The sequence below is a fragment of the Eikenella sp. NML120348 genome (assembly GCF_001648435.1).
Taxonomy (GTDB): Bacteria; Pseudomonadota; Gammaproteobacteria; order Burkholderiales; family Neisseriaceae; genus Eikenella; species Eikenella exigua.
The window spans coordinates 265,298-287,271 of sequence record NZ_LXSP01000003.1; the positions used below are offsets into that span (position 1 = coordinate 265,298).

The 21,974-nt window shown below is 56.2% G+C and carries 24 protein-coding genes, 1 other RNA gene and 1 pseudogene; 18 read left to right on the forward strand and 8 right to left on the reverse strand.

What is annotated here, in order from left to right; all coding sequences use genetic code 11:
* Nucleotides 1-6: 6 nt before the first annotated feature.
* From A7P99_RS06485 to A7P99_RS06505, 5 genes are all read left to right on the forward strand, one after another.
* Nucleotides 7-408: a hypothetical protein gene (locus tag A7P99_RS06485; protein WP_067447560.1), complete on the forward strand. Its 402-nt coding sequence runs from the start codon at nucleotides 7-9 to the stop codon at nucleotides 406-408.
* A gap of 192 nt (nucleotides 409-600) precedes the next feature.
* Nucleotides 601-2,118 (forward strand): ABC transporter permease/substrate-binding protein, encoded by a 1,518-nt coding sequence (locus A7P99_RS06490; protein ID WP_067447558.1) that lies wholly within the window; start codon nucleotides 601-603, stop codon nucleotides 2,116-2,118.
* 177 nt (nucleotides 2,119-2,295) lie between these two features.
* Entirely contained in the window at nucleotides 2,296-3,120 is an 825-nt protein-coding gene (locus A7P99_RS06495) for a zinc-binding dehydrogenase (RefSeq protein ID WP_231866523.1), read from the forward strand.
* A 96-nt stretch (nucleotides 3,121-3,216) separates the two neighbouring features.
* On the forward strand, nucleotides 3,217-4,077 hold the full coding sequence (locus A7P99_RS06500) for an SDR family oxidoreductase (RefSeq protein WP_067528341.1): 861 nt from the start codon (nucleotides 3,217-3,219) through the stop codon (nucleotides 4,075-4,077).
* Nucleotides 4,067-4,891 carry an ABC transporter ATP-binding protein gene (locus tag A7P99_RS06505; protein WP_067447552.1) on the forward strand — a complete coding sequence of 275 codons (825 nt, stop codon included), beginning with the start codon at nucleotides 4,067-4,069 and terminating at the stop codon, nucleotides 4,889-4,891. The genes A7P99_RS06500 and A7P99_RS06505 overlap by 11 nt, the downstream gene beginning before the upstream one ends.
* Nucleotides 4,892-5,010: 119 nt before the next feature.
* Here A7P99_RS06505 and A7P99_RS06510 read toward each other — a convergent pair whose 3' ends face one another.
* Complete coding sequence (locus A7P99_RS06510; protein WP_067528340.1) at nucleotides 5,011-6,132, reverse strand: NADH-dependent flavin oxidoreductase; 1,122 nt, start codon at nucleotides 6,130-6,132, stop codon at nucleotides 5,011-5,013.
* Nucleotides 6,133-6,521: 389 nt separating this feature from the next.
* Between A7P99_RS06510 and A7P99_RS06515 the strand changes: the two genes are divergently transcribed.
* From A7P99_RS06515 to A7P99_RS06535, 5 genes are all read left to right on the forward strand, one after another.
* A complete protein-coding gene (locus tag A7P99_RS06515) occupies nucleotides 6,522-7,328 on the forward strand; it encodes a class I SAM-dependent methyltransferase (protein ID WP_067687015.1) in 807 nt (268 codons plus the stop codon).
* 191 nt (nucleotides 7,329-7,519) lie between these two features.
* Nucleotides 7,520-8,062 carry a 5'-3'-deoxyribonucleotidase gene (locus tag A7P99_RS06520; protein ID WP_067528336.1) on the forward strand — a complete coding sequence of 181 codons (543 nt, stop codon included), beginning with the start codon at nucleotides 7,520-7,522 and terminating at the stop codon, nucleotides 8,060-8,062.
* A 408-nt stretch (nucleotides 8,063-8,470) separates the two neighbouring features.
* Nucleotides 8,471-9,856, forward strand: coding sequence for a Na+/H+ antiporter family protein (locus tag A7P99_RS06525; protein WP_067687018.1), 1,386 nt, complete (start codon nucleotides 8,471-8,473; stop codon nucleotides 9,854-9,856).
* Nucleotides 9,856-10,080: a SlyX family protein gene (locus A7P99_RS06530; RefSeq protein WP_067447543.1), complete on the forward strand. Its 225-nt coding sequence runs from the start codon at nucleotides 9,856-9,858 to the stop codon at nucleotides 10,078-10,080. The genes A7P99_RS06525 and A7P99_RS06530 overlap by 1 nt, the downstream gene beginning before the upstream one ends.
* 215 nt (nucleotides 10,081-10,295) lie before the next feature.
* The gene (locus A7P99_RS06535; RefSeq protein WP_231863725.1) at nucleotides 10,296-10,631 is read left to right on the forward strand and encodes a hypothetical protein; all 336 of its coding nucleotides are present in this window, start codon (nucleotides 10,296-10,298) and stop codon (nucleotides 10,629-10,631) included.
* 282 nt (nucleotides 10,632-10,913) lie between these two features.
* Here the strand turns inward: A7P99_RS06535 and ssrA are convergent.
* From ssrA to infC, 4 genes are all read right to left on the reverse strand, one after another.
* Nucleotides 10,914-11,276: a transfer-messenger RNA gene (gene ssrA / locus A7P99_RS06540) on the reverse strand.
* A 226-nt stretch (nucleotides 11,277-11,502) separates the two neighbouring features.
* Nucleotides 11,503-11,859, reverse strand: coding sequence for a 50S ribosomal protein L20 (rplT, locus tag A7P99_RS06545; RefSeq protein ID WP_067528203.1), 357 nt, complete (start codon nucleotides 11,857-11,859; stop codon nucleotides 11,503-11,505).
* A 13-nt stretch (nucleotides 11,860-11,872) separates the two neighbouring features.
* Entirely contained in the window at nucleotides 11,873-12,070 is a 198-nt protein-coding gene (gene rpmI, locus A7P99_RS06550; RefSeq protein WP_003823953.1) for a 50S ribosomal protein L35, read from the reverse strand.
* Nucleotides 12,071-12,220: 150 nt separating this feature from the next.
* Nucleotides 12,221-12,742 (reverse strand): translation initiation factor IF-3, encoded by a 522-nt coding sequence (gene infC, locus A7P99_RS06555; protein WP_082880675.1) that lies wholly within the window; start codon nucleotides 12,740-12,742, stop codon nucleotides 12,221-12,223.
* On the opposite strand from infC, the gene A7P99_RS06560 reads away from it, so the two are divergent.
* A complete protein-coding gene (locus A7P99_RS06560; protein ID WP_156499709.1) occupies nucleotides 12,698-13,048 on the forward strand; it encodes a hypothetical protein in 351 nt (116 codons plus the stop codon). The two genes, infC and A7P99_RS06560, sit on opposite strands and share 45 nt — an antisense overlap.
* On the opposite strand, the gene A7P99_RS06565 is transcribed toward A7P99_RS06560, so the two are convergent.
* Nucleotides 13,041-13,553 (reverse strand): O-acetyl-ADP-ribose deacetylase, encoded by a 513-nt coding sequence (locus A7P99_RS06565; RefSeq protein WP_067447537.1) that lies wholly within the window; start codon nucleotides 13,551-13,553, stop codon nucleotides 13,041-13,043. The two genes, A7P99_RS06560 and A7P99_RS06565, sit on opposite strands and share 8 nt — an antisense overlap.
* A 304-nt stretch (nucleotides 13,554-13,857) precedes the next feature.
* Here A7P99_RS06565 and A7P99_RS06570 point away from each other — a divergent pair, with 304 nt between their 5' ends.
* Entirely contained in the window at nucleotides 13,858-16,059 is a 2,202-nt protein-coding gene (locus A7P99_RS06570; RefSeq protein WP_067687024.1) for a primosomal protein N', read from the forward strand.
* A 624-nt stretch (nucleotides 16,060-16,683) separates the two neighbouring features.
* Here the strand turns inward: A7P99_RS06570 and A7P99_RS10690 are convergent.
* A complete protein-coding gene (locus A7P99_RS10690) occupies nucleotides 16,684-17,160 on the reverse strand; it encodes a molybdopterin-dependent oxidoreductase (protein ID WP_067447534.1) in 477 nt (158 codons plus the stop codon).
* Nucleotides 17,161-17,498: 338 nt separating this feature from the next.
* Between A7P99_RS10690 and A7P99_RS06580 the strand changes: the two genes are divergently transcribed.
* The 6 genes and pseudogenes from A7P99_RS06580 to ribF all read left to right on the forward strand — a co-directional run bounded on the left by A7P99_RS06580 (nucleotide 17,499) and on the right by ribF (nucleotide 20,928).
* A complete protein-coding gene (locus A7P99_RS06580) occupies nucleotides 17,499-17,816 on the forward strand; it encodes a hypothetical protein (RefSeq protein WP_067447533.1) in 318 nt (105 codons plus the stop codon).
* Between the two features lie 72 nt (nucleotides 17,817-17,888).
* The gene (locus A7P99_RS06585; protein ID WP_067447532.1) at nucleotides 17,889-18,194 is read left to right on the forward strand and encodes a hypothetical protein; all 306 of its coding nucleotides are present in this window, start codon (nucleotides 17,889-17,891) and stop codon (nucleotides 18,192-18,194) included.
* A 94-nt stretch (nucleotides 18,195-18,288) separates the two neighbouring features.
* Nucleotides 18,289-18,855 (forward strand): hypothetical protein, encoded by a 567-nt coding sequence (locus A7P99_RS06590; protein WP_067447529.1) that lies wholly within the window; start codon nucleotides 18,289-18,291, stop codon nucleotides 18,853-18,855.
* 3 nt (nucleotides 18,856-18,858) lie between these two features.
* Nucleotides 18,859-18,965: pseudogene (locus A7P99_RS10250) on the forward strand (IS5/IS1182 family transposase); the annotation flags it as partial.
* Between the two features lie 38 nt (nucleotides 18,966-19,003).
* Nucleotides 19,004-19,816 (forward strand): class I SAM-dependent methyltransferase, encoded by an 813-nt coding sequence (locus tag A7P99_RS10630; RefSeq protein WP_067447527.1) that lies wholly within the window; start codon nucleotides 19,004-19,006, stop codon nucleotides 19,814-19,816.
* A gap of 173 nt (nucleotides 19,817-19,989) precedes the next feature.
* The gene (gene ribF / locus A7P99_RS06600; RefSeq protein WP_067447522.1) at nucleotides 19,990-20,928 is read left to right on the forward strand and encodes a bifunctional riboflavin kinase/FAD synthetase; all 939 of its coding nucleotides are present in this window, start codon (nucleotides 19,990-19,992) and stop codon (nucleotides 20,926-20,928) included.
* A 241-nt stretch (nucleotides 20,929-21,169) separates the two neighbouring features.
* Here the strand turns inward: ribF and A7P99_RS06605 are convergent, their stop codons facing one another.
* A complete protein-coding gene (locus A7P99_RS06605; protein ID WP_082881544.1) occupies nucleotides 21,170-21,805 on the reverse strand; it encodes a DUF4189 domain-containing protein in 636 nt (211 codons plus the stop codon).
* Between the last annotated feature and the right edge of the window lie 169 nt (nucleotides 21,806-21,974).

Genomic DNA, 21,974 nt, shown 5'->3' on the forward strand with positions numbered 1-21,974 from the left:
AATAAAATGAGCAATAACGAATTGATTGAACAAATCAAAAATCCGCAAACCCCGCTGCGGGACAAAATCCCACTGATTTTAGACCTTGCCGAACAACGTAATCGGGAAATCTACCCGTTGATTTTGGCCGCACTAGACAGCGCGGAATACACCAAAGTTCGCGGTACGCTGATTTATGCCTTGGCAAACTATCCGGCAGAGCCTTTGTTTGAGAAAGCCATTGGCTGGCTGATTGACGGCAATTTCGAAATGGCGCATGAAGCAACGGGCATTCTCGACAAAATTGAAAAAATAGAAGGCGTACGTGCAGACAAAGCATATGCCGCCCTCTCTACCGCGTTGGACAATCCTGCCAACGAAACATGGCGCGTTGAACTGTTGGAAGAGGTGCTGGGGATGTTTGAATAGCAAAGAGAAACGCGTAGATAAAGCCTATATCGCCTAATAAAGGCTACCTGAAAACCTAAAAAGCAGCCTGCACTTCGAATTCGCAAAGTGCAGGCTGCTTTTCCCACCTCCGCCTTCACACCGCCATTCCTTGTCACATGCTAAAAACCCCTATACCATTCAATCCACTAATCACCAACACGGCCAAACCCCATGCCCTCATCCCTTCCCTTCTCCCCTGCCGAACTCTGGCAAATGCTGCTCACACATTTATGGCTTTCCGGACTGGCTTTGTTCGCGGCAGTGGCAATTGCGGTGCCTGCCGCCGTGTTGTTTGCGCGCAGACAGCGGGCAGCGGAAGCGGTATTGCAGTTCACCAATATATTGCAAACCATCCCGTCTTTGGCACTGCTGGGTTTGCTGATCCCGTTTGTCGGCATTGGATCACCGCCCGTCTTGATTGCGCTCACGCTATACGCGCTGTTGCCGATTTTTCAAAATACCTATTTGGGGCTGACCCAAATCGACCAATCGATTCAAGATGCGTACACGGCATTCGGGCTATCACGTTGGCAGTCGCTATGGCGGATTGAGCTACCGATGGCGTTGCCTGCCATGATTTCGGGCATCCGCACAGCGGCAGTGCTGATTGTTGGCACGGCAACACTGGCGGCGTTAATTGGCGCAGGCGGCTTGGGTAACCTGATTCTGCTCGGTATCGACCGCAACAACATGACGATGACGTTTACCGGTGCATTGCTCTCCGCGTTACTGGCTGTCAGCGTAAGCGGCATTATCGGGCTGTTGCAGAAATCGCGACGCAAGTTGCCGATTATTTTGGCATTGGCGGTGGGCCTCGGCGCACTCGGTCTGTCGCAGATTTCATTTACGCCTACCACAAAAAATGTGGTGATTGCCGGTAAAATGGGTAGCGAACCGGATATTCTGATTAACATGTATAAATTATTGATTGAACGTGAAAATCCGAATGTGAAAGTCATAGTCAAACCTAATTTCGGCAAAACCACCTTCCTGTTTAACGCACTGAAAAGCGGTAAAATTGACATTTATCCCGAATTCACCGGCACAGTGTTGGAAGCCTTAGTACAAGTACCACCTGAACAGAAAAACCGCCATCTGTCGCCCGATGAAACCTATCGACTGGGCAAACAATTATTGGCGGAACAATATCAGTTAGAGTTTCTGCCGCCTATGTCTTATCAGAACACTTATGCGTTGGCAGTTAAAGAAAGCTACGGCGCGGTGCACCAACTGAATGCCATCAGCGACTTAAAGCAGGTTGCGCCCGATATTCGGGCAGGTTTCTCACTGGAATTTACCGACCGAGCAGACGGCTACAAAGGCATGCAGGCTGCCGGTATCACGCTAAAACATATTGTTAGCCTAGAACCTGCCCTGCGCTATACGGCGCTGCTGAACGACAAAATCGACCTGGTGGAAGCCTTTTCCACCGATGCCGAATTGAAGCAATACCAGCTGCGCCTGCTGAAAGATGATATTTCCCTATTCCCCGCCTATCAGGGCGCGCCACTGATGAAAGCAGAATTTGCCGAAAAAAATCCTCAAATTGTGACCGCACTTAACCGACTGGCGGGAAAAATCAGCGAAGAGGAAATGAGCGAGATGAACTACCGCGTAAAAGTGCAAGGCGAAAGCGCGGAAAACGTGGCGCGGGATTATTTGGAGAAAAATGGGTTGTTAGGAAAGTGAAATTGGTAGCAGGCTACCTGAAAGCATCAGATTCTTAGGGAGGTATTATGAAAGCCGTAAAAATCTACCAAGCCGGCGGTCCAGAACAACTGATTTATCAAGACGTGCCAACACCTGATATCTAAAGAGGGTTGGTCACTGGTAAAAATTAAAGGCTTCGGCATCAACCATTCCGAGATTTTCACACGCGAAGGCAAATCGCCATCCGTCCAATTTCCGCGCATCTTGGGCATTGAATGTGTGGGCGAAGTGGCGCAAAGTTCCACGCCCGCGCTGGCGGTCGGACAAAAGGTCGTCTCTATTATGGGCGAAATGGGGCGCGCCTTTGACGGTAGCTACGCCGAATATGTGTTGCTACCCAACGAGCAAATTTACCCCGTTCATACCGACTTGGATTGGACAACCCTTGCCGCAATTCCCGAAACCTACTACACCGCATTCGGCTCATTGCAGCAGCTTCGTATCGCGCCGCAAGATCGTGTGCTGGTACGTGGTGCAGGCAGCGGCGTGGGCGTAGCCTTTGCACAGCTGCTTAAAGCGCAGTTTCCGCATGTCGTACTGCATGGTTCAACGCGTAATCCTGTCAAAGCTACCCGTTTGCAAGCGGTCGGATTTGACGAAGTGATTACTGAAGCCGATGGCAAACTGCAAACTGACCAAAGCTACGACAAAATTCTGGAATTGGTCGGGCCGGCAACTTTGCGTGATTCCTTCTCCCACATCAACGAACACGGCATCGTTTGCAATACGGGGCAGCTTGGTAACATATGGTACGTGAACGATTTTGAGCCGATTATCGAACTCAAAAACAACAGCTATCTCACCGCCTTTTATTCGGGCAATGTGTCGCAAGCCAAGCTGGATGCGATGTTTGACTATATCCGGCAGTTTAATGTGAAAATCTTAATTGAACGCGTGTTTGCATTGGAACAAGTTCCCGAAGCCCACCGTTTTTTACAAAGCACGGACGGATTTGGGAAAGTGGTGGTGGTGAACGAATAAGGCTACCTGAAACCCAAAAAGCAGCCTGCACATGGTTTGACAGAAACCCTGCAAACGGCAAAGCCATCACTTTTGAAAACGCATAAGGAAAACACCATGAATCTAGCCATCACAGGCGCCAGCGGCAACATCGGCGGCATGGTCGCCCGTCATCTAAACACACGCGGCCTGCCGCTTATCCTGCCGCTGCGCAACCCCGCCAAAGCGCCCGACCTGCCGAACTGCGAAGCGCGACGGTTTGCCTATGGCGATTTGGAGCTTGCCAAGCAGGCGTTAAACGGGGTGGACGTGCTGTTTATGGTGTCTGCCGCCGAAAGCCCAACACGCGAGCAGGAGCATTTGACTTTGGTGCAGGCTGCTTCGGAAGCGGGCGTGAAGCACATTGTCTATCTCTCTTTTGCACAAGCGGCGTTGGACAGCACCTTCACGCTAGCGCGTACCCATGCGGTTACCGAAAATTCAATCCGGCAAACAAATATGCGCTACACCTTTCTGCGCGACAATTTTTACAGCGAGATGATGGCAACGATTACCAACACAGACGGCATCATCGCAGGCCCTGCCGACGATGGGCGCGTTGCCTGCGTTTCGCAGCGCGATGTCGCCCAAGCGGCGGCAAACGTCATCGCCGACATCGCATGCGGCAACCACCGCCACGACAATCAGACCTACACGCTAACCGGTTCTCAATCATTAAGTTTTGCTGAAATAGCCGCCGTCTTAACCGAAATCACCGGCAAACCGCACCGCTACTACAACGAAACCCTAGAAGAAGCCTTCGCCAGCCGCAAAGCCGCGTACCCTGACACGCCCGATTGGCAGATTGAAGCGTGGGTTTCCACTTACACCGCCATTGTAAAAGGCGAACTTGCCGCCGTTTCAGACGACCTGCCGAAATTGTTGGAACGTGCACCGCTTAATTTTGAAGATGTAGTAAAGGCGCAATATGCAAAATAATCTTGTCCCGTTTATCGAATTTCGCGGCGCAGGCAAGCACTATGACGGCAAATATGCCGTGCGCGATTTGGATTTGACCATTTATCAGGGCGAATTTTTCGTGTTGGTGGGCGGTTCGGGCAGCGGCAAATCCACCACTTTGCGCATGATTAACGCGCTGATTGAACCGACCGACGGCAACGTTTATCTGCACGGCAAACGAATTAAAGACTACAACATCCGCCAGCTGCGCCACCAAATCGGCTATGTATTGCAGCAAATCGCGCTTTTTCCCACTATGACTGTGGCGGAAAACATCGAACTCATGCCAGACGTACTGGGGTGGCCGAAAGCAGAACGCAAAACGCGTGTGAATGAGTTATTGGAACTGGTGGAACTCGACCCCGCGCACTACCGCGACCGCTACCCGCACGAACTTTCCGGCGGTGAACAGCAGCGCATCGGCATTTTGCGAGCCATTGCCGCCAAACCCCAGGTGCTGCTGATGGACGAACCGTTTTCCGCGCTCGACCCGCTGGTGCGCACCGTGCTGCAAGACCAAATCGCCATGATTCACCAGAAATTCGGCACCACCATCGTGTTCGTAACCCACGATATGCAGGAAGCCCTGAAACTCGCCTGCCGCATCGGCGTGATGCACAACGGCCAACTGGTACAAATCGGCACGCCCGAAGCCATCAAAAAGCAGCCTGCAAACGATTACGTGCAATCGCTGTTTTCTACCGCCGACGCACCCGATGCCGAACGCATCATCCACCAATTCCTGCGGCTGGACCCACAAGGACAGGAGGCGGTGAGAAGGGCATTGCTTTGATGCGCGTTTGAGGCTACCTGAAAATATGGAAAAGCAGCCTGCACCTTGAATTTCTCAAGTGCAGGCTGCTTTTGCTATTTTTCAAACAGCCCTCAGCTTCTAAAGGCCGCCTGAAACGCTCAAATATCCACAATCTGATGTTCCATCCCTTTCACCGGCGGCAACCACGGCGAGTTGGTCAGGCAACGTTGCCACAACAGATCGGGCAGGCGGTGGTGGTCGGCACGGTCGGGATCGAGTGCGGTTTGGATGTCGGTATCGCGGTTTTCGCGCACTAAGTCGGCCAAATCGGGGTTAATCATCACGGTTTTGCCCAGCGCGATAAACTCCGCCCAGCCGGTATTAAACGCCTTGGCGATGTCGCTGCCGGTGTAAAGGTTGCCCACGCCGATTAAGGGCAGGCGGCCGGCGATGCGTTCGTGCAGCAGTTCCATACGGGCGCGATGGAGGTCTGCGCCGCGTCGGGCTTTTTTGTAGAAATCGTGCAGGGAAACATGCAGATATTGCAGCGGTTTTTGCACCAACGCGTCCACAAGGGCGAAGGTTTCCGCCATGGTGATGCCCTGCTCGCCCGGCTCTTCGGGCGAGAATCGGTAGCCCAAGATGAAGTCGGGTTTGGCGTGCGCTTTGACGGCGGCGGCCACGGCATCGACCACGGCCAGCGGGAAGCGCAGGCGGTTGTGCAGACTGCCGCCCCATTCGTCGGTGCGGCGGTTAGTTTGGGCGGACACGAATTGTTGCAGCAGGTAAGCGTTTGCGCCGTGGATTTCCACGCCGTCAAATCCGGCCTGCACCGCGAGGGTGGCGGCATTGGCATAGGCGGCAATGAGCTGTTCGATTTCGGCGGTGGTCAGTTCGCGCGCGCCCGTGGTCTCATCGACGGACGGAGCGACGATGTCGCCGCAAAGTTCTTTGGGGGCGAGTTTGCCGCCGTGGTGGATTTGCAAGATGGCTTTCGCGCCTTGCGCTTGGGCGATTTGGGCTACTTCGCGCAGGCTGGGCAGGTCGTCCTCATTGATGGCGTATGGCTGGCCGTTAAAGGTTTTGCCGTTAGCCTGCACCAGCGTGGCGGCGGTGATAAACAGGCCGAAACCGTTGAAGCGGTTTTGCAAAAACGTGCGCTCTTGGTCGGTAATATGGCCGTTTTCATCGGAGGAAAAATGGGTCAAGGGGGCGACGGCGAGGCGGTTGGGAACAGTGGCGCCGTTGTTGAAGGTGTAGGGCTGGAAGACGGGGTTCATGTTGGATTCCTTTCGGGGTGTGAGTTTCAGGTAGCCTGAAGCGGCAGGTGTATTCGGTATACGCGCAGTTGCCGCATCAGCAACACTTTGCTAGTTGGGCGGTTTGGCTTGGTTTTCAAGCAGAAGGCTACCTGGAAACAGCACGAAGCAGCCGGTGCTCTCCCCATATAGCTAACTTCAATCTATCTGGATAAGCGGCTTTTTGGCTTTCAGGTAGCCTTTCACATCATCTCAAGCTGCTTATTCGGGTGTACAATCTCTTCTGCAAGATTCTCATTTCTATTTAGTCCAACAGGCTACCTGAAAGCAGAGCTGCAACCCAGTTTCTATACAGCTCAAATCTCCGTTTAAGGAAACGCCTGCAGGCAGCCCAGTTCAGGAGAGATGCTATGCTAAAAATCCAAAACACCGTCAGCGAAACCCTGCTGATTCCGCTCTACATGAAATACCTCGATGCACAGCAAAGCCGGCCGATACTGAACGACCTCGCCGCCCTGCGCCTTGTGCCGCAAATCGACTACGACTTCGCCCGATTCCGCACTGCCCGCAACAGCCGCGTAGGCACAGCCCTGCGCGCCCGCTACTTCGACCAAGTGGCCGCCGACTTCATCCGCCGATACCCAGAAGGCATCGTTGCCATCCTCGGCTGCGGGCTCGACAGCCGCCGCGAGCGGCTCGGCAGTACCGCCGACCATACCCCTTTCTACCAGCTCGACCTGCCCGACGTCATCGCCCTGCGCGAAACACTGCTGCCGCCGCAAGCCAACGAAACCTTCATCCCCGCCTCCGCATTCGACACTGACTGGATGGAACAGCTGCGCCAAAGCCACCCCGCCGCCCCCGTGTTCTTTATCCTCGAAGGCGTGCTGATGTATTTTGCCGAAGCCCAAGTGCGCGAACTGTTCCAACAGCTTGCCCAACGCTTCCGCGGCGAAATCGCCTTCGACGTGGCCGGCACGTTTATGGTGAAGCATTCCGACCAACACGACGCCCTCAAACACGCCCGCGCCCGCTTCGATTTCGCCTGCGACGACGACCGTCAAATGGAAAGCTGGGCCGCCAACCTCCATCTTGTGTCTGCCAAACGCATGACCGATTTCCCCGAAGCCAAAGACATCGGCCTCAACTACTGGCTCATGCGCCTATTTCCTAAAATCCGCCATGCCTATCGATTGCTGCACTACCGGATTGATTAGGGCAAACAGAACAAAGGCTACCTGAAATTTCAGGTAGCCTTTTCAGCCCAACAGACAATGCCACAAATTCAGGCATCCTGGCATTAGCGTTTGAAAATTAACAGCCCAAACCTAGATGCCCGATAAACCCTTATAATCGAGCTACCAACTTTTCAGCCAGCCTCATCCCAACACACCACAGAAAGCCCACCATGCTCATCCTGCTCGACCAAGACAACGTGCTCGCCGACTTTGAAAGCGGATTCCGCCGCCATTGGCGCGGTCGCTTCGGCGAAGACGCGCCGATAGAAGGCAAAGAACACATTTTCTACATCCGCGACCGCCTGCCCGAGCACCTGCGCCCGCACGCGACCGAACTCTACGGCGCAGTCGGTTTCTTCGAAAGCCTGCCGCCAATGCCCGGCGCAATGGAAGCTGCCCACGCCCTTTTGGCTGCCGGCCACGACGTGCGCATCTGTACCGCGCCGGTAAACCAATACCGCTACTGCGCCGGCGAGAAAATCGCCTGGGTGGAACAACACTTGGGCGCAGGATGGACACGGCGCGTGATTATCGCCAAAGACAAAACCTGGGTGCGCGGCGACATCCTCATCGACGACAAACCGACTATCGAAGGCAGCCTGCCGCCCCTGTGGCAACACCGCCTCTACGATGCGCCACACAACCGCCACCTGAAAGTACCGCGCATTGTGTGGACACAGCCGGAAACCTGGGCTGATTTGCTGGATAATTGATACCGCCAGCTTGAAGGCTACCTGAAAAATGAGTGCAACTGTTTTTCAGGTAGCCTTTCTTATTTAAATAGCACGCCACTCTGCTCCCCGGCTGATAATTATCTTTTCCGCTCATCCGCACCTAAACTCTGCTTATGCAGAAACTACTTTCCTGCTTTTCAGGTAGCCTTCACTATTCTGCTAAATCGGCGGGGAAATTTATTCACAGCCAATCAATCTGCCTGTTGCCTGCCGCTTTTTCCGTTGTTATACTCATTTCCCGATTAATGAAATAAATCTGCGGCCAACGTCCATCCGGCCACAAAGCTAAAGCGCTTATTTCTCCACATCGGGCAATAAACGGAGAAATTGGGCTTTGGCTTTTGCTTTTGGCGGATGTGGATTAGGCGCAGGAAAGGAGAAAGCAAAATGAATGCCGTAGTGTTGGCTGTGCTGGTGATGCTGATTTTGTCGGCGGCACGGGTACACGTTGTGTTGAGCCTGGTTATTGGCGCATTTGTGGGCGGCCTGGCCGCTGGGTTGCCGCTGGCGGATATTACCGACCCGGCCACCCATGAAGTCATCACCAAAGGCGTGATTACCCATTTTCAAAGCGGCTTGGCCGGCGGTGCGAAGATTGCTCTCTCCTATGCCATGCTCGGCGCATTTGCCATGGCGATTGCCCACTCCGGCCTGCCCTATCAGCTGGCTGGCATGGTGGTGCGCAAAATGGGCGGCAATGCCAGCCGCGACCAAATCCCTTCCGGCGTAAACGGCCTGAAATGGGGGCTGATTGGTGCGCTCTTACTGATGAGCGTTATGAGCCAAAACATCATCCCGATCCACATCGCCTTCATCCCGATGGTGGTGCCGCCGCTTTTGCTCGTATTCAACCGCATGCAAATCGACCGCCGACTGCTGGCCTGCGTGATCACCTTTGGTTTGGTGACCACCTATATGTTCCTGCCCTATGGCTTTGGCGCGATTTTCTTAAACCAAATCTTGTTGGCCAACATCCAAAAAGCCGGCATGAACGTGCAGGGCATCAACGTGATGGAAGCCATGGCGATTCCCGCCGCCGGTATGTTCACCGGCCTGCTACTCGCCTTCATCCACTACCGCAAACCGCGCCACTACACCAATAATCAGGTGGATTTGAGCTCCGAGCAGGCCGCTGCCAATGCGCCGAAAATTTCCACCTACCGCAGCGTGGTGGCCGTGGTGGCGATTGTGGCTTCCTTTGTGGTGCAGCTGGTGTATAGCGATGCGCTGCTCTTAGGCGCAATGGTCGGCTTCGGCGTATTCATGGCCACCGGCGTGGTGCGCCGCCGCGAAGTAGATGTCGTATTCGACAGTGGTCTGCGCATGATGGCGATGATCGGCTTCATCATGATTGCCGCCCAGGGCTTTGCCGAAGTGATGCAGGCCACCGGCCAGATCGAACCCTTGGTCGACACCAGCGCCAACCTGTTTGCCGGCAACAAAAGCATGGCTGCCCTGGTTATGCTTGCCGTTGGCTTGTTGGTAACTATGGGCATTGGCAGCTCCTTCTCCACCCTGCCTATCATTGCCTCCATCTACGTTCCCCTGTGCGCCAGCATGGGCTTCTCACCGATGGCCACCGTAGCCATCATCGGCACTGCCGGCGCACTGGGCGACGCCGGATCGCCTGCTTCCGATTCCACCCTCGGCCCCACTTCCGGCCTAAACGTAGACGGCCAGCACGACCACATCTACGATTCGGTTATCCCCACCTTCATCCACTACAATCTGCCGCTGATGGCCGCAGGCTGGGTGGCCGCCATGGTGCTGTGATGACGCATAACGACACCGAAGCGCGGCTGGCCGAGCTGGAAATTCAGGTCGCCCTACAAAACGACCTGCTCGACAGCCTGAACGACACTGTCGCCCGCTTGCAGCAAGCCTTAGACTTGCAACAAGCCCAGCTGCGCCTGCTCTACGGTCGCTTGCAAGAGAAAGACGGTAGCGGCACCAACCAAACCTTTAATCCCGCTGCCGAAATCCCACCGCATTATTAAAGGCCAAGCGTGTATCAACCAAGAGGCTACCTGAAAAACATAAAACGTTTTCAGGTAGCCTCTTGCCAACTTGCCCATTCCTTTTTTTATCATTCCGCCTTTCATTTCCACCATGAAGAAAGCACATTATACCCACCCGAATCTCTATCGGCCGCACCACCCTCCTGGCCGGCCTCGTTTGCCTCACTGCCGGCTGTGCCAGCCTAGACACACGTATGAAACGCTTTGTTGGCAAACCCATCGATGCCGTTATCAAATCCTATGGCGTCGAACCAACAGGAGGTAGGGTCAAATCCGGAAACAATCGCTATGCCTACCTCTGGCGCTATACTTACTACTCCTACGGCGGCCGTGAATACGAAGGCAGCAGTCAAAACGGCCCCATCATTACCAACTACTATAGCGACGTCTGCTACGGCCAAAACCAAGACCGCATCTTCTACACTGATAACCAAGGCATCATCGTGGATTATTATTGGCAAAACAGCAACAAATGGCGCGTGAATTGCCGTACTCACCAAATTGGCCGGTATTTCCGAAGATCTCTGTAGTCAACCACATCCTTTAAACTGCATTGATGAGTTTGCCATAACGGAAACGGGTCAGCCACAGCAAAACCTTATCAAATAGTGGAAAAATAAGAGTGGAATAAAGTGGCAAGCCGCAGACAATACAACCTAGTGAGCTTGCACAATAGCATTCTTATTTTAACCCACTACAAATCAAGGCTACCTGAAACTTTCAGGTAGCCTTTCTACACTGCCAACACACTTCAAGCACACAAAAAATAGCAGCCCGAAAGGCTGCCCAAACAAGTTTTACAAAAAGAAATCTGGTGGAGGCGGGGGGAATCGAACCCCCGTCCGAAAGTCCTCTACAAAGCGTTCTACATACTTAGTCTTGCCAACTTAAAATCTCACCCCCATTCCGCCGACAGACAGGCTGTTTGGGAGCCAGTTACCTTAAATCTCATTTCCCGCCAAGTAACCCGACGGGAAACCAGTCAATGTAGAATGACGTTGCGGTAGCTTACGCTACACAGCCCATTGACCAACTGCTGCAACGGCAGGCCTTAGGCGGCCAATGCGAAAGTTTCGTCGTTTGCGACTATTTAAATTCAGTGTTTTACGGGAAATCTGAGACCCCGGTATGCCCGCATCTGCTTCGCAACCCCCGTCGAAACCAAGGTCGCCCCCCAGATAAAGGAAAACGGATTATACGCTGCCGATCGGCTTTGGACAATTCGTTTTGCTGGCCGCTGCCCCAAAGGCTACCTGAAAACGGTTTCTTCAGCGAGGTCGGCCGACGGCTTGGTGTAGCCAAGGCCAATTATCTGCGAAACTAAAAGCCTAAGAGCCCTCTCCACTTCCAGCACAATAAAAAATCGGCCGGAAGATTCCGGCCGATTTTTCCAATCAGGCATTAAGCCAAAGCGGCTTTGGCTTTTTTAACCAGCTGCGCGAAAGCAGCTTTGTCGAATACGGCCAAGTCAGCCAATACTTTGCGGTCCAGCTCGATAGCGGCGCGTTTCAGGCCGTTCATGAATTTGCTGTAAGACAGGCCGTGCTGGCGGGCACCGGCGTTGATACGAGCAATCCACAGTTGGCGGAACTGGCGTTTGCGCTGACGGCGGTCGCGGTAGGCATATTGGCCTGCCTTCATCACCGCCTGTTTGGCAACGCGGTAGACGTTTTTACGACGGCCGCGATAGCCTTTGGCCAGAACTAATACTTTTTTATGACGGGCACGTGCGGTTACACCGCGTTTTACGCGTGGCATATTTCAGACTCCTTTAAGCGTAGGGCAACATTTTGTGAACAGAAGCCACGTCGCGCTCGTTCACCATAGCGGTGCCGCGCAGCTGGCGTTTGTTCTTGGTGGTTTTTTTGGTGAGGATGTGGCGTTTGAACGCGTGGGCGCGTTTGATGCCACCGTTGCCCAGCACTTTGAAGCGTTTCTTCGCACTGGATTTGGTTTTCATTTTAGGCATGGGAAAACTCCATTGGTTTATCGGATTAGGCACCGGGAGGCTGCCTGAGACAGGCCGCACTTAATACCCGAAACCACGGTTTTATGCCGCACACACAACATTGAAGCCGTTTCCCGCGTGCAGCGGAGCGGAAAACGGCGAATTATACGGTTACTTCTTCTTAGGTGCAACCATCATCACCATCTGGCGGCCTTCCATTTTCGGAAACTGTTCCACAGCGGCCACTTCGGCCAAATCGGCCTTCACACGCTCCAGAAGCTGCGCGCCCAAGTGTTGGTGCGCCATTTCGCGGCCGCGGAAACGCAGGGTGATTTTCACTTTGTCGCCATCGGCCAAGAAGCGGGTAACGTTGCGCATTTTGATTTGATAATCGCCTTCGTCGGTGCCGGGGCGGAATTTGATTTCCTTAATCTGCACCTGCTTCTGCTTTTTCTTGGCTTCGTCGCGTTTTTTCGACTGCTCGTATTTATATTTGCCGTAGTCCATCAGCTTGCAGACAGGCGGTTTGGCAGTGGGGGAAATCTCCACCAAATCCACATCTTGTTCTTCGGCCATGGCCAGGGCTTCTTTCACGGTTACGATGCCGAGCTGCTCGCCCGTGCCGCTGATTAAACGCACTTCTTTGGCGTGGATTTCGCCGTTAATCCGTGCTTCGCGTTCTTGTGCGATGATGAATCTCCTATTAAGGTTAGTCTTCTGGTGGTGCGCTTTGGCGCACCTGTTGTTCAGATAGCCTTAGGTGATAACGCTGTTCAACCCGGCTACCAAAACACTGTATTTTATCAAAAACCGCTGCGCTTGGCGCAATGCGCCCGCGATTATAGCAAGTTTCGCCATAAATACACCAAAAACCTGCATTTAGCCACCAAAAACGATACTTCCCGCCAACAATCCAAGCAATCCGTGTTGGCGATACACCCGATTTTGCCTGCTTACTGCCAAACATGCGCTGCGTATCCGCCCAAATTTTTCAGGTAGCCTCCAGTAATCGCCGGTACAGTGCTGCATCTTGCTGCGAAAAACAACAAAACACCACGCGCTCTATCTGCGGGCATTGCGGCAGCGTTTCGCGCACCGTCCGCACCGCAATTTTCGCTGCTTCGCGCACTGGGTAGCCATACACGCCGGTGCTAATACAGGGGAAAACAATGCTTTGCGCACCCTGTTCCGCAGCGAGGCATAGAGAATTGGTATAGGCTGCGGCCAGTAGTTTCGCTTCGTCATGCTGCCCGCCGCGCCACACCGGGCCGACGGTATGCACCACCCAGCGTGCCGGCAGCCGATAGCCTTGTGTGATTTTAGCCTCACCGGTGCGGCAGCCGCCCAGCTGGCGGCACTCGGCCAATAGCTCCGGCCCGGCAGCGCGATGTATCGCACCGTCCACCCCGCCGCCGCCCAACAGCGAGGAATTGGCAGCATTAACTATCGCGTCCACCGCCAGCGTGGTGATGTCGGCTTGGCATACTTCCAAAGTGGCATTCATATTGTTCCCCTTAAGTTTTAAATGAGGCCACCTGAAACTGGCTTCGGCCTTGCCGCAGGCTATTTTCACTATGTTGCAGCAACAGTTTTCAGGTAGCCTGATTTTACGTTGGCACGATACGCCCAGTTTACCGCCCGCCCTGATTTAGAGGCTACCTGAAATCTGTGCTGCCGTTTTAACTGCAGCAAGGCCAAAGCCTTAGCTACGCCAAAACCTTGGTTCACCTCGTTGAAGCCACGCTTTCAGGTAGCCTTTGCCATTTCAGGTACAATAGCCGCCATCTCCGTACTCACACACAACCACCGTGCCCTACTGCCAAGTTGCCCTCAATGTTCCGCTCGACACGCTGCTTACCTACCGTGCCGACCACATTCCCGCGCCCGGAGTGCGAGTGGCCGTGCCGTTTCGCGGCAAAACCGTGGCCGGCATCGTGTGGGGTGCGTGCGAAGAGCCGGAAATCAGCCCGGACAAAATCCGCCCGCTCGCGCAAGTGTTTGAACACGAGCCGCCGCTGCCCGCCGCCTGGCGCAAACTGATTGAATTTACTGCCCGTTATTATCACCATCCCATCGGCCAAACCGCCTTCACCGCCCTGCCCGCCGGCCTGCGCGAAGCCAAGCCCTGCCCGCTGCCGCAGCCGGAAACCTATTTTTCTCTCACCGATTTGGGGCGGCAGCAGCCCGCACCGCCGCCGCACCACCGCCGCAAAGCCGCGCTGTGGCAGGCGCTGCTGGAGGGCTCGGTGAGCCAAAGCGCCGCCCGCACCATCGCGCCGCAGGCCGCCGCTCAGCTGGCAAGCTGGCAGGCGCAAGGCTGGCTGGCAGCCGAAACCGGCGCTTTGCCCGCCCGCCTGCCTATTCCGCCCTCGCCCGTGCCGCTCAACCCCGAGCAGCAGGCCGCTGCCGATGCGGTGGCGCAGGCACAGGGTTTTGTCCCCTTCCTGCTGCACGGCATCACCGGCAGCGGCAAAACCGAAACCTATTTCGAAGCCATGGCCGCCGCGCTCTCGGCGGGCAAACAGGTGTTGTTCCTACTGCCTGAAATCAGCCTAACACCGCAGCTCATCGCCCGCTTACAGCAGCGCTTTGCCGACGTGCCAACTGCCGTGCTGCACAGCCAAACCGCCGCCGGCGAGCGCACCCAAGGCTACCTGAAAGCCATGTGCGGCCAGGTGCGGCTGGTAGTGGGCACACGGCTGGCGGTGTTCACGCCGCTGCCGGATTTGGGGCTGATTGTGGTGGACGAAGAACACGATTCCTCGTTCAAACAAGACAGCGAGCTGCGCTACCACGCCCGCGATTTGGCCGTGTGGCGCGCACAGCAGGCCGGTTGCCCGATTGTGCTCGGCAGCGCCACGCCCTCGCTGGAAAGCTGGCACAAGGCGCAAAGCGGCGGCTACCGCCTGCTCAGCCTACCACAACGCGCTCGTGCGGCTGCCCGCTTGCCCGAAATCCGCCTGATCGACATCCGCCGCGAGCTATTGGACCAAGGCTTCAGCCCGGCCGCTTTCAAGCTGTTGCAACAAAATCATGCTGCCGGCGGCATGAGCATGGTATACCTCAACCGGCGCGGCTTCGCCCCCGCCCTCTTCTGCGGCGACTGCGGCCACACCTTCGGCTGCCCGCACTGCTCTGCCAAACTGGTGCTGCACCAGCGCGCACGCCAGCTGCGCTGCCACCATTGCGGCCTGGCGGTGCCGATTCCGAAAAAATGCCCCGACTGCGGCAACCAAGACCTCACCGCAGTGGGCATCGGCACGCAGCGGGTGGAAGAAGCTCTGCGTGCACAACTTCCCGAGGCCAAAATCGAGCGCGTGGACCGCGACAGCGTCGCCCGCAAGGGCGACTGGCAACGGCTCTACCAACGCATCGCCGAAAACGGCGTGGATATTTTGGTGGGCACGCAGATGCTGGCCAAAGGCCACGATTTTGCCCGCCTGAATTTGGTGTTGGTACTCAACGCCGACGGCAGCCTCTACAGCGCTGATTTCCGCGCCCCCGAGCGGCTGTTTGCTGAACTGATGCAGGTGGCCGGCCGTGCCGGCCGTGCCGAGCTGCCCGGCCGCGTGTTCATCCAAACCCGCCTGCCGGAGCATCGCGTGTATCAAACGCTGCTGCGGCAAAACTATGCCGACTTCGCCGCTGGCGAGTTGGCCGAGCGCGAAAGCTTCGATATGCCGCCCTTCGCCCACACCGCCGCCGTCCGCGCCGATGCCGCCAATATGGCCGATGCGTTGGAGTTATTGCGCCTGGCCGCCGAATGGGTGGCGCAACAAAGGCTACCTGAAAGCGTGGAAACCGAAGCCGCGGAAGTGCTCTGCCTCGGCCCCGTGCCCATGCTGCTGGCCAAACTCGCCGGCCGCGAACGCGCCCAAGTGTTTCTGGAAAGCCCCTGCCGCAAAACGTTGCACCGGCAAGTTTCCCTCTGGCAGCAAGCCCTCGCCGTGCTGGCACGGCAATTTGCCGCGGCCAGATGGTCAGTGGATATCGATCCCTTGGAGACGTAAAGTTTCAGGTAGCCTCTACGCCTCCACCATCTTCCCGATATCGCCAAAAGCTACCTGAAAACCTAAGCTGCTATTTCTCTTTCTCTGCAAAACTGCATAATGCCCGCTTTTCACTTCACAATACAAAAAGGAAAACCGATAAAAACCCTAATTACCGCCACCCAAGCCTGTGCCCGCCAAGCAGGCTGCCAATCATCGGGCATAAAACAAGGCTACCTGAAACAGATTTGCTGTTGTTCATCTTTATCTAGCGAGGGGCAGATGAAAGTGAATTGCTCGTAAACCGTGCCGTAATCGTGTTCCACCACAATCATAGCCGGCACACTGGCATGGTTTCACCCAGAATCGGCTCGCACTCGCCAAGTTTCCAGTCTTTCGGCTCAAAGGGCCGGCCGAGCTCCTGCAAGCTGTCGTACATCAGCGGGGAGGGGAGTTACGATGTCTTTGTGTATGCCGAGGTAGTCTTTGGCCGGCTCGCTGAGTTTTTTGGCCAAGTCTTTGTGGATTTTTCAGTCAGGCCTGCTCTGCCACAGAGACTGCACCGCTTCGGTAAGCTGGCAGATGTGGAGGTGCATGTCAGACCTGTTCAAATCGTCTTTTTCATACCAGGTGGCGATGAGGAAATCACGTCAGCATACGTAAAGCGGTGGCATTCATGCGGAAATCGAGCAGGGCAAACAAATCCAGCTTGTCTCCTACGCCGTCACGCTGTTTCTCTTCGGTGGGTTTCAAGCAATCTTCTTCGACGCTCATCAGGCCGTTTTGCGTATCGGGCAGGTATTTCAGGAAATAATCGTACCCTTTACCGGAAGAAACCAAAATGTTGGAGTGCAAAATAAACATATTGTACGGCCAGTTTTTCGGATTTTCCGGATCGTTGCAAGACATTTCCAGCGTGCCCTCCTTCAACCCTTTCGCCACATAATCCACCGGTGCCATGCCGGCTTTTTCGGCCGCATCGGCTACATCCAGCGGATTGATTTCCAACTGCGGCGCGTTCGAAACCCAACCCATGCAAGCAACTTTGGCACAGTAATCAATTATGGTCAGGCGGCGCATTTCGTCGCCGACATCGGCAGTGGGCAGCTCCCCGGCAGACACGGCTTCGTGGCAGTATTGGCCGGTGTAACCGTAGCAGAATGCTGTACCATCACTCCCCGACCCCGCCCAATAACGCCTACTTAGGCTGGCCTGATCAGCAACTCCCGCCCTGTATGTCTCCTAAACTGAAAGGGCAGTTTACGGGTAACGGCAAAGCGAGCCGACTCAGTAGGAGGTGAAGTGCTTTAGCTGTATATCACTTCGCTGAAACCCCACTTTCAGGTAGCCTTTTGCCGTTCAAACGCCCTTTATGAGGCGCTTCGGCTATAGACAATTCCGCCGCCAAACGGCACAATATGGTTTCGTTCCCAATTCATCGTGTTAGAAAGGAAAGCCTAATGAAAAAATACCTATTTGCCACCGCCGTATTAGCCGCTGTTGCTGCTCCTGCCGCCCAAGCCAAAACCCTGCAGCAAATGCGCAATGAATTCGTGAGCGCTTGCACCCAATCTGCCACCTCTCAGGGCAGCACCCTGAACCAACAAATGGCTCGCACCCTTTGCTCCTGCACCTTCGACGAAACCGGCAAACAATATGGCACTCGCTGGAAAGCCGCGCTGGATGCCTACGACCGCACCGGCAACGACCCCCAGTTTGAAAGCCGCATGAAACGCAACACCCAGGCCTGCGTAGACCGCCACCTCAGACGCCGCTAAACGGTGCACAGGCAGCCCGCCATTTCGCAGGCTGCCTGATTTTTATCTTTAATTCATTCACATCAAAACATTATGTTCAGAAAACTCATCCCCGCCCTATTCCTGCTCGCCCTCATCCCCGGCGCCGCCGCCTATAACCCCTCATCCAGCATGCGTGATTTGTTTATCAGCCGCTGCACCGGCGAAATCGCAGCCGCCGGCATTTCCCACCAATCAGCCGCCGATATCTGCGCCTGCACTTTCAATCAAATCAGCAGCCGCTACGGCAGCAACTGGCCGCAAACCCTCACCAGCCAAGACATCAGCAACAAGTCCGAACTCACCAGATTCATCGACACCGCCACCCGGCAATGCGTCTCCCGCCATGCACCCCGCTAAATGCGGCATGATTCAAACCCACTTTTCAGGTAGCCTTTCCGTCATCATAAAGGCTACCTGAAAACACAAAATCCACTGCTTAAGGAAACTCATCATGCTGATTCGCCGCCTGTTCCCCGCAGCCATTGTCCTCACTGCCCTCGCCGCCTGCCATACCACCGGCAGCAACACCACCAACCAAACGCCCACCACCCCGCGCAGCAGCTTCGTCAACGCCTGCGCCGACAACGCCGCCGAATGGCGGATGACCCCCAACCAAGCCGCCGGCGTTTGCGCCTGCGCCTACGACAAAGTCAGCAGCCGCTACGGCCACAACTGGATTCGCCAGCCCGCCAACCCCAACACCCCGCTGGGCCGCTATTTCATCAGCAGCGTGCGCCAATGTGCCGCCCGCCCCAACGCCAATGCCAACCCCAACCGCCGCAGCATTGCCAGCCACCGCAGCGCCTTCCTCGATCTCTGCACTTCCAGAAACATCGGCACCCCCGCCCAAACCCGCCGCATCTGCGCCTGCACCTACGACACCCTGCGCAGCCGCTACAGCGCCCGCGAATGGCAACGCGTTACCAGCGCCTACGACCGAGGCCAAAGTAATCCCGTCCTCGAACGTCAGATGAGCGCTGCCGCAAACAGCTGCGTCCGCCGTTATCCCGTGCGCTGAATTTATAGTGAATTAAATTTAAATCAGGACAAGGCGACGAGCCGCAGACAGTACAAATAGTACGGCAAGGCGAGGCAACGCTGTACTGGTTTAAATTTAACTCACTATACAGCCAACTCCCTTCACCACACTTCTTTCAGGTAGCCCCATGCCCCAGCCCCGCACCCTGCCCGCCGACTTTGCCGCAGCCTACCGCGAGCGCATGGCCGAACTCGGCTTCAGCGAAAAACCCGCCGCCGAATGGGACGACAAAGCCCCGAGCTTCAGCGCCAAAGTCCTCCAGCCCAGCCCCTACGCCGATGCCTTTATCGCCCAAATGCACCTCCGCCCCGGCGACACCCTGCTCGATGTCGGCTGCGGCCCCGGCACCCTCGCCCTGCGCCTCGCCCCCAAAGTACAGCGCCTCTACGGCCTCGACTACAGCAGCGGCATGCTCCAATGCCTGGAAGCCAACGCCCGAGCCGCCGGCCTTACCAACATCACCCCCATCCACCTGAGCAAAGAAGACAGCTGGCACAACGTGCCCGTGTGCGACCTCGTCGTTTCCTCCCGCAGCGGGCTCGACCGCGACCTCGCCGCCCTCTTTGCCAAACTCAGCGCCCACGCCCGCCACAGCGTGTATTTCACCATCCTCGCCGACGGCCATTTCAACCCGCCCCAAATCAGCCGCCTGCTCGGCCAGGAGCGCGGCCCCTACCCCGGCTACATCTACGCCCTCAACATCCTCTACCAAATGGGCTACGACCCCACCCTCAGCTACATCACCACCCCCGGCCGCCTCGCCGACTGCACCCAACTGCCCGACTTCCTGCAGCGCATGGCCGCCGCCTACGGCACGCTCACCCCCGAACACACCCGACTCCTCACCCAATTCTTCCACCGCCACCACAGCCAATTCGCCGAAGCACCCTTCGCCATGAAATGGGCACTCCTGAGCTGGGATACCGAAGCCGCCGCATAACAAGCGGAAACAGAAAGGCTACCTGAAAACCTTTGCTGCAACGCCATGCAAATCAACACACGGCGTCCCGCCAGGCCGAAAGTTTCAGGTAGCCTCATCTCCCCTCATACCGCACCGGGTGCTTTAATCCGCCCTTCCCGCTACAATAGCCCCTTTTTCCCACCCCGCCCGCCATGAACATCCGCTTCGGCAACACCGTATTCCGCCCGCACCCGCACGGCAGCGCCGTTACCATCGGCAATTTCGACGGCGTCCACCTCGGCCACCGCCACATCCTCGAACGCCTGCGCCGCGAAGCCGACGTGCGCGGCCTCGCCGCCGTGGCCATCGTATTCGAGCCCCAGCCGCAAGAATTTTTCAGCCGGCAGCGCGGTGCGGAAAAACCCTTCCGCCTCAGCCCCCTGCGCGAAAAACTGCGCCTGCTGCGCGACACCGGCTGCCTCGATGCCGTCTGGGTGCTGCGTTTCAACGCCCGCCTCGCCGCCGTATCCGCCGCCGACTTCATCCAACACCTGCTCATCGAACAGCTGCACACCCGCCACCTGCTCATCGGCGACGACTTCCGCTTCGGCGCCGGCCGCCAAGGCGACTTCAGCCTCCTCAGCCGCCGCCCAGAATTCACCACCGAGCGCACCCCCTCCGTGATGGTGCAAGACGTGCGCGCCAGCAGCACCCTCGTGCGCCAAGCCCTCAGCGAAGGCCGCCTCGGCTACGCCGAAAGCCTGCTCGGCCACCCCTATTCCCTCAGCGGCCGCGTGAAACACGGCGCCAAGCTCGGCCGCACCATCGGCTGCCCCACCGCCAACCTCCACCTCCCCCCGTACCGCTACCCGCTCTGCGGCGTATTCGTCATCGCCGCCCACGGCGCATTCGGCACGCGCTACGGCGTGGCCAGCTTCGGCCGGAACCCCACCGTATCCAGCCTGCCCACGCAAAAACTGGAAGCCCACCTGTTCGACTTTGCCGGCCAGCTCTACGGCCAACGCCTGCGCATCGACTTCCTGCACAAACTGCGCGACGAAGCCAAATTCCCCGGCCTGCCCGAGCTGCAAGCACAAATCGCCGCCGATATCGCCCACGCCCGCGACTGGCTGGCGCAACACCAGCGATAGGCACATCATCAGCCGTACTGCCGAATCCGACTAGCACACAAAAGGCTACCTGAAAGCGCAGCTTCAACGAAGTGAAAAACCGCGTGCGTGCGTTCCGCAGCACCCCCACCCATACATGCTGCGCTGGCTTTGGCAGGTGGTTTCGGAAGGCGGGCATTGTGCAGCATTGGCGGAGCAGCAAGATGAAAAGGCTACCTGAAACTTTCAGGTAGCCTTTTGGTTTGAATAGCTTCTACAGCTTCTAACGTTGGTTGTAGTTGCTGTAGTCGTAGCCGGTACAGAAGGCGGTGCCGTTTTTGGTTCTGCTGGCTGAATACAGGCAGTTACCTTTACCGTGGCGGGCTTCGCAGGCACGAATGGATTTTTCTGCCGCCCTGTTGTGGTCTCGGTCATAACCGAAGAAGAAATCGCTCACAGAGTGGAGTTCGCGGCCAGCGGGGAAAGTTAAAACCGCACAGGAGTTGCTGAAAGTAGTCAGTACTTGGCAGTTGCCGCTGCGGCAAAATTTCATGGCATCTTCAATGGCGCGTTGCTCGGTTCTAAACCCGCCTGCATAGGCTATTCTATCTGTGCCGAAATCATTGATGATGGCCATATAAAACGGCGTGCGGCGCAGTTCCGCGATTTCGGCTTGCACCTTTGCCTCGCGCTGCTCCCAGGCACGTATTTCAGCGGCGGTGGGGCCGCGGTTGATCGGCTGTTGCCGTACGGCATTGCGCTCGCGTTGTATCCGATCTGCTTCTGACTGCATGATGCCATTAAAGTTGTGCCATTGCTGCGAGCCAACCGGATAGGGGTTGGCATATGCCAAGCCCGCACTGCCCAATAGCACTGCCGCCAATACGCCCGCTGCCGTGTTCATCATTGATTGCTTCATCTTGCCGCTCCTGTTTGGAAAGGGGAATAAGGGTATTGCCGATGATCGGATTGTAACAAAAAACAAGATATTGTAAACATCTATCCCGCTGCTTGAAGGCTACCTGAAAACCATAGGTCGGATTCACGAATCCGACACCCTGCCCAAAGCTACCTGAAAAAAGGCTACC